General features: G+C 66.9%; 10 protein-coding genes. 4 read left to right on the plus strand and 6 right to left on the minus strand.

The window, feature by feature from the left end:
- The coding region (locus tag ACV4UX_RS19475; RefSeq protein WP_491594929.1) for a hypothetical protein at positions 1-245 on the minus strand (245 nt) is incomplete at its 3' end.
- Between ACV4UX_RS19475 and ACV4UX_RS19480 the strand changes: the two genes are divergently transcribed.
- From ACV4UX_RS19480 to ACV4UX_RS19495, 4 genes are read left to right on the plus strand one after another with little or no spacing between them, the layout of a single operon-like run.
- Positions 238-825: a hypothetical protein gene (locus ACV4UX_RS19480; RefSeq protein ID WP_491594930.1), complete on the plus strand. Its 588-nt coding sequence runs from the start codon at positions 238-240 to the stop codon at positions 823-825. The two genes, ACV4UX_RS19475 and ACV4UX_RS19480, sit on opposite strands and share 8 nt — an antisense overlap.
- Positions 826-830: 5 nt before the next feature.
- Complete coding sequence (locus ACV4UX_RS19485; RefSeq protein ID WP_491594931.1) at positions 831-1319, plus strand: hypothetical protein; 489 nt, start codon at positions 831-833, stop codon at positions 1317-1319.
- Complete coding sequence (locus ACV4UX_RS19490) at positions 1319-1555, plus strand: hypothetical protein (RefSeq protein WP_491594932.1); 237 nt, start codon at positions 1319-1321, stop codon at positions 1553-1555. The genes ACV4UX_RS19485 and ACV4UX_RS19490 overlap by 1 nt, the downstream gene beginning before the upstream one ends.
- On the plus strand, positions 1552-2574 hold the full coding sequence (locus ACV4UX_RS19495) for a tyrosine-type recombinase/integrase (protein WP_491594933.1): 1023 nt from the start codon (positions 1552-1554) through the stop codon (positions 2572-2574). Before ACV4UX_RS19490 ends, ACV4UX_RS19495 begins: the two co-directional genes overlap by 4 nt.
- A gap of 183 nt (positions 2575-2757) precedes the next feature.
- Here the strand turns inward: ACV4UX_RS19495 and ACV4UX_RS19500 are convergent, their stop codons facing one another.
- Genes ACV4UX_RS19500 through ACV4UX_RS19520 form a run of 5 tightly spaced genes read right to left on the minus strand, consistent with a single transcriptional unit; the run spans position 2758 to position 5042 of the window.
- The gene (locus ACV4UX_RS19500) at positions 2758-3270 is read right to left on the minus strand and encodes a hypothetical protein (RefSeq protein WP_491594934.1); all 513 of its coding nucleotides are present in this window, start codon (positions 3268-3270) and stop codon (positions 2758-2760) included.
- Entirely contained in the window at positions 3267-3803 is a 537-nt protein-coding gene (locus ACV4UX_RS19505) for a hypothetical protein (protein WP_491594935.1), read from the minus strand. Before ACV4UX_RS19505 ends, ACV4UX_RS19500 begins: the two co-directional genes overlap by 4 nt.
- 12 nt (positions 3804-3815) lie before the next feature.
- Positions 3816-4025: a hypothetical protein gene (locus ACV4UX_RS19510; protein WP_491594936.1), complete on the minus strand. Its 210-nt coding sequence runs from the start codon at positions 4023-4025 to the stop codon at positions 3816-3818.
- On the minus strand, positions 4025-4642 hold the full coding sequence (locus ACV4UX_RS19515; protein WP_491594937.1) for a glycoside hydrolase family 19 protein: 618 nt from the start codon (positions 4640-4642) through the stop codon (positions 4025-4027). The genes ACV4UX_RS19510 and ACV4UX_RS19515 overlap by 1 nt, the downstream gene beginning before the upstream one ends.
- Before the next feature lie 4 nt (positions 4643-4646).
- Positions 4647-5042 (minus strand): hypothetical protein, encoded by a 396-nt coding sequence (locus ACV4UX_RS19520; RefSeq protein ID WP_491594938.1) that lies wholly within the window; start codon positions 5040-5042, stop codon positions 4647-4649.
- Between the last annotated feature and the right edge of the window lie 144 nt (positions 5043-5186).

Raw genomic sequence — 5186 nt, forward strand, 5'->3', positions numbered from 1 at the left:
CCCCACATCCGCATGGGATCAGGGGCAATCCGGCCGTGCAGATCCTTGATGGAAACGGGAAGCCACAGGGAGGCGGCCAACTGCGTAACGGCTATGACTGGCAGGGCCCTGGCCGCGCCGAGATGATCCGCGTCGGAAAGCGCGCCGCTGGCCGCCTGCTGGATGGCACCGAACACAACGCCTTCCCCGAGGTGCGCCATGTCTGACCAGAACAGGGCCGGGCGGTTAGCCGGGGCTATGGACATCTCTATCTCTGTCGCCCTCAGTACGTCGGATCTTCCCCCGCCCTGGGCGCGCCAGGCCAAGCCTGTGCTGCAGGAGAAACTGACCCAGCCGCGCCACCTCTCTGCCCGACGTCGGGTGGAGCTGGTGTTTCCCGCCCTCGTCGCCCACCGCCTCACCGATGTGATGATCCCGGTGGGGAATGATGAAAGCCAGCTCTGCGCCAACGCCAAGCTGGTGTTCAACGGGGTGGCGCTGGAGCCCCTGGACGACCTGCCGGTGCGGGAGCGCGAGCCCATCATCAAGCGCACTCTGGCCCTTCGTCGTTGGCTTCTCGACCCCTACGCCGAGCAGCGCCGCGCCGGCCTGACGGTGTTGCAGGCCTACTCCATGTGGCTCGACGACCTGCGCCAGCGTGAGGTGCTGCACATCGAGGAGGGCACGCCCTTCCTGTTGTGCTGGGACGCGGTGGCCGAGGGCATCCTGCGCCACCCCGCCAACGTCGCCGGCCTGGAGGCCTGCGCGCGCTCATCGCGCAAGATGGCCGAGGAATGGCGCCGCCGCCTTGAGGGCCGCGGCTATTACCTTGACGGGGGAGGCTGACCGCCATGCCGCCCGCCACCCCGTGGGTCCTCTGGCACCTGCTGCCGTTCCGCGACCGCCTCGGCATCGTCGGCGCGGTGGACGTGGTGGCCGAGTGGCTGGAATACGACCACGACGACGAGCGGCTGGAGGCCTCGGTCGCCCTCTATCTGCGCGCCCGCGTCGGCAAGCCGCTGACCACCCCCGATGGGATCGATGTGCGGGTGGTCGAGCAGGCCGGCGAGCTGCTGGTCAAGCTGGGCGAGGGCCGCGCCACCGTTCACGACATGATGCTGGCCGCGCGCCACCTGATGACGGCCGACGATCCGCCGTCGGCGTCGGGATTTCACACCCACGCCCTGGTTTGTAAACCAGCGCCAGATTTGTCAACCGCACGCCCCGACCCGTCAACCTTTCGGCCCCCGGTGACAATCTGGAGGCCCCAACCCGTAAAGCCCGCGGCGCCGCGCGTAAAGCCGGCCGCTCCCGCACGTCAACAGTTGAGCCTGTTCTGATGACGACCAAGACCACCCTGACGGCCAACGAGGCCGCCGCCTATCTCGGAATGACCACCCGCCAGTTCCTGCGGGCGGTCGAGCGCGAGGAGCTGCCCAAGGCGTTCATCCGCACGCGGCCGGCGCGATGGTCCAGGATCCAGCTTGATTGGGCGCTTGAAGGAAAGGGCGGATGGGAGCAACCATCTCCCGAGAGTGACCCGGTGATGGAGGCCATCCGGTGCAGTTCACCATGAAGTACGTGCACGAGCCCAAGCCCGGGATGTTCTATTACCGGCGCAACGGGCGGTATTGGGGGCGCCTCCCCGGCAAGCCTGGAAGCCCCGAGTTCTCGGCCGCCTATGCCAAGATCGAGGCCAGCTTCACGACGCCTGGAATCTCGCCAGCCGACCCCGGCACCTTTGCCGCCATGGTCGAAGCCTACATGCGCTCGGCCGAGTACCTGAAGAACATCAAGCAAAAGACACGGGACGCCTATCGCGCCGACCTCGACTTCCTGCGCGTCAAGGTCGGAAAGTTCCGGCCCGACCAAATCGAGATGAGGCACGTCCTCGCGCTGCGCGACGACCTCGCCGACAAGCCGGGCAAGGCCAACACGCTGATCCGCACCGGGCGCGTGCTCTACAAGTGGGGCACGGGGCGCGGGTTGTGCAAGACCAACCCCTTCGACCTGAAGGCCGGCGGCCAGAAGTCCCTGCGGCTGGGCGAACACCATCCATGGACGGCGCGCGCGCTGGAGATTTTTCGGGAGCAGGGGCGGCCGCACCTCGTCCTGGCTCTGGAGATGGGGCTATGGCTCGGCCAGCGCCAGGGAGACCTCATCCGCATTCGGTGGGACGACATCATCGACGGGATGATTCGTGTGGTGCAGCAGAAGACCGGGAAGGAGGTTTACCTACCCGTGCCGGCGCCGCTGGCTGCGGTGCTGCGCAACGCGCCCAAATCGGCCGTCACCATCCTGGTCAATTCCAAGGGCACGCCGTGGCTCAAGGCGAACCCGCTGGCGCAGGCGTTCGGCGACGAGCTGACGCGGTTGGGCCTGGATGACTTCGTCTTCCACGGCCTGCGGAAGTCCGCTGCGGTGGCGTATGCGATGGTCGGCTGCAGCACCAAAGAGATTGCCGCCATCACCGGCCAGTCTGACCAAATGGTGGCCCATTACACCAAGGGCGTGGAGCGCGGGCGCCTCGCCAAGTCGGCCGTCATCAAGCTGGAAAGCGCGAACAAAAAGGGCCGGTCCAGACGTGGAAAGTGATAACCGACACCTTCCGACACTGATAACCGGCCCTCTCAAACCCGCAGAAATCCTCAACTATGCTGCTCGACGAATTTTTCCAGCCAGACCGTTGTTTTTCAGCCAAATCAACGGCCTTTAACAATTTTTCTACAAAACTCAACCCCGGAAAACTGCGGGTTTCCGGGGGCGCTGGTAACCGGATCAGACCAGCGCCGCCGCCCAAAATGCCCCCACGCCGATGGCGCCAAGGCTGCATTCCCACCAGGCCGTCCAGCCGTCCAGCATCTGCCGGCGCGGCGGGTCATCCCACGGCAGCACGACTGGCGCCGCCCACCAGCGGAATGCCACGGACAAGACCGCCACCAGCGGCCCGACCAGCACGGCCGGCCAGAAGCTGGAGATCATCGCCAGGACAAGCGGCGGCCAGCCGTAGCGGCCGAGCAGCATCCACGGCCTATCGAAGCGGTGCCCGTCCGTCCAGAACAGGGCCGCCAGCAGCGTGACCACCAGCGCCTTGGCCCACATGGGCAACGAGCCTACCACGGGCACGGGCCACGGCTCGAAACTGCCCCAGGCCAGCCATGCGGGCCAGGTGGTGAACGCAACCATGCTGGCCGCGCAGATGGAACGGGATAGCCCGAGCCAGCCACCGAATATGCGGCGCAGCGGGGCTCCCAGTAGGAAGGCTGTGCCGAGGAAGGCCGCCGCGCTCATTTTCCCTCCAGCTTGATCGGCGGCGCCTGGGCCAGCAGGATGTCCTTCTTGGCGCTGCTGCTGCTGGAGCCGAAATAGTACGACACCACCTGTTCGGCCTTGGCCGAGACATAGCCGATCAGGGTGCCGGCCAGGGCGCTTTCCACCTTGCCGAAATCGAACAGCACCGCGAACACCGCGCCGAAGAACCCGGCGATGATGACCGCGGCCAGGATACGGGGCGTCCAGTCCTTGGAATTCACCTCGCGCCGGCGGGCGCTGTCGCGGTCCTGCACGGCCAGGGCCTCGCGGTCCAGGCCCAGCTTCCCCATCGCCTCGGCGTGGCGGTTGTCTTCCGTCCTCAAGGCCAGAAGCTGCTCGGGGCTGGCGGCGGCCACCGCCTTCAGGGCGGCATCCTTGTCGCCGGAGGCCGGCAGGCCCAGGGCCGCCTCGATGGCCGCCACCGCCGCCCCGGCAAAGGGGCCGCCGATCATGCCGGCAATGGTGGGGGCGACCTTGCCCAGAATGCCCAGCGCGTCGTCCATGAAGCTCATGAATGATCTCCTTCAGTCGTGGCAATGGACATGGTCAGGACAGGACGAACAGGCACGTTCCTGCACCTCACGTTCGCGCACGATGGCGCCGGCCATGTCCTGATCGGGCGGGAAATCCATGTCGATGTTCCCAGGGATGATGCGCCGGAACATCTCGTCGGCGGCAACACGGCCGGCCAGCGAGCGGACAGAGCAATAGTCGAGGGTTCGGGACGCGGCCATCACACCACCTGCAGTGCGGCGGCGGCCCTGGCGTAATGCGCCTTGCGGTCGGCCAGTCCGGTCAAGCCCCCATTGATGACCCTGGTTATGGCCTCGATATCGTCCTGGTCGGCCAGATCGTTCAGGCCGCGTGACATCCAGAACCATGCCGCCGAACGGGCGGCCGAGGCCGGGGTTTCCAGCAACTCGGGCGAGCCGAGAAGATCCAGCGCCAGATCGTCGCCGCAGGCAGAATAGTTGGCCCGGCCGGTCAGCTGGATCAGGCCTCGGCCGCGATAGCGCCAACCATCGCCACTGGCTTCGTCGCCATTACCCAACCGACCGGCATAGACCCGGTTGGCGATCCGCTCGGGCTGACGGGCATAGTCGGCCGCCTGTTCGGCGGTGAACCGCTTCGGCCAAGTCGCCAGCAGGCCCTGGGCCGAATAGTTCAGGTTCTCGGTCATACGGGTAAAGGCCCCGCTTTCATGGGCTATCTGGGCCAGGAACGCAGCCACGTGCTCCGGCTCCGTGATGCCGAATTCGTAACAGGCCTGGGCCAGGGGCGCGGCCAGGCGCTGCACTGCCAGGGACGGGGCGGCGGGGACGGCGGACTGCAGAATTGCTGCGTCGAACATCGGGTCAGCCCTCTTCGGTCTGCGGGTGGTGGTCGGTGCGGCGCATCCGCCCGGACGTGTGGTGGGATGGCGCGCCGTGGCTCTTGCGCCGCTCGAACGGGCAGTCGCGGCACCCGGTAACGGCCTCCTGCATGCTGGTGACGGCGTGGGACAGGTTTTCCGTCGCCGTCTTCAGGCCCGACATCTGGGCGCCGATCTCGTTCATCATGTCGGTCATCAGCCGGGCCAGCACGTCCTCGGTATCCTTGCCCCGGACAGAGGTTTTGCGCGACCAGGCGTACAGCGCCGCCAGCACGATGATGGTCAGCGCGGCGATGGTCGCCAGTTGCACACCGGGCGGAACCCGCTCGAAAACGCCCACGGCCTGGGTGGCGACCGGCGACCATTGTTCGTCAGCCATGCAACGTCCCCCGCAGCACGGCGATCCTGGCATCCACATCGGCCAGCCACGCCTTGCCCGCTTCGGTCAACGCAGCTTCGCGGATACGGCGGTTGGTGACGGTGGCCTCCAGGGCGGCGATCTCCGCCAGGATGGCCCTGCGGG

This window comes from Fundidesulfovibrio sp., assembly GCF_058402725.1.

Bases quoted from the DNA above. Each gene is read 5' to 3' on its own strand.
- ACV4UX_RS19480 (WP_491594930.1), top strand. From the start codon at position 238: ATGGACATCTCTATCTCTGTCGCCCTCAGTACGTCGGATCTTCCCCCG.
- ACV4UX_RS19485 (WP_491594931.1), top strand. From the start codon at position 831: ATGCCGCCCGCCACCCCGTGGGTCCTCTGGCACCTGCTGCCGTTCCGC.
- ACV4UX_RS19490 (WP_491594932.1), top strand. From the start codon at position 1,319: ATGACGACCAAGACCACCCTGACGGCCAACGAGGCCGCCGCCTATCTC.
- ACV4UX_RS19495 (WP_491594933.1), top strand. From the start codon at position 1,552: ATGAAGTACGTGCACGAGCCCAAGCCCGGGATGTTCTATTACCGGCGC.
- ACV4UX_RS19500 (WP_491594934.1), bottom strand. From the start codon at position 3,270: ATGAGCGCGGCGGCCTTCCTCGGCACAGCCTTCCTACTGGGAGCCCCG.
- ACV4UX_RS19505 (WP_491594935.1), bottom strand. From the start codon at position 3,803: ATGAGCTTCATGGACGACGCGCTGGGCATTCTGGGCAAGGTCGCCCCC.
- ACV4UX_RS19510 (WP_491594936.1), bottom strand. From the start codon at position 4,025: ATGGCCGCGTCCCGAACCCTCGACTATTGCTCTGTCCGCTCGCTGGCC.
- ACV4UX_RS19515 (WP_491594937.1), bottom strand. From the start codon at position 4,642: ATGTTCGACGCAGCAATTCTGCAGTCCGCCGTCCCCGCCGCCCCGTCC.
- ACV4UX_RS19520 (WP_491594938.1), bottom strand. From the start codon at position 5,042: ATGGCTGACGAACAATGGTCGCCGGTCGCCACCCAGGCCGTGGGCGTT.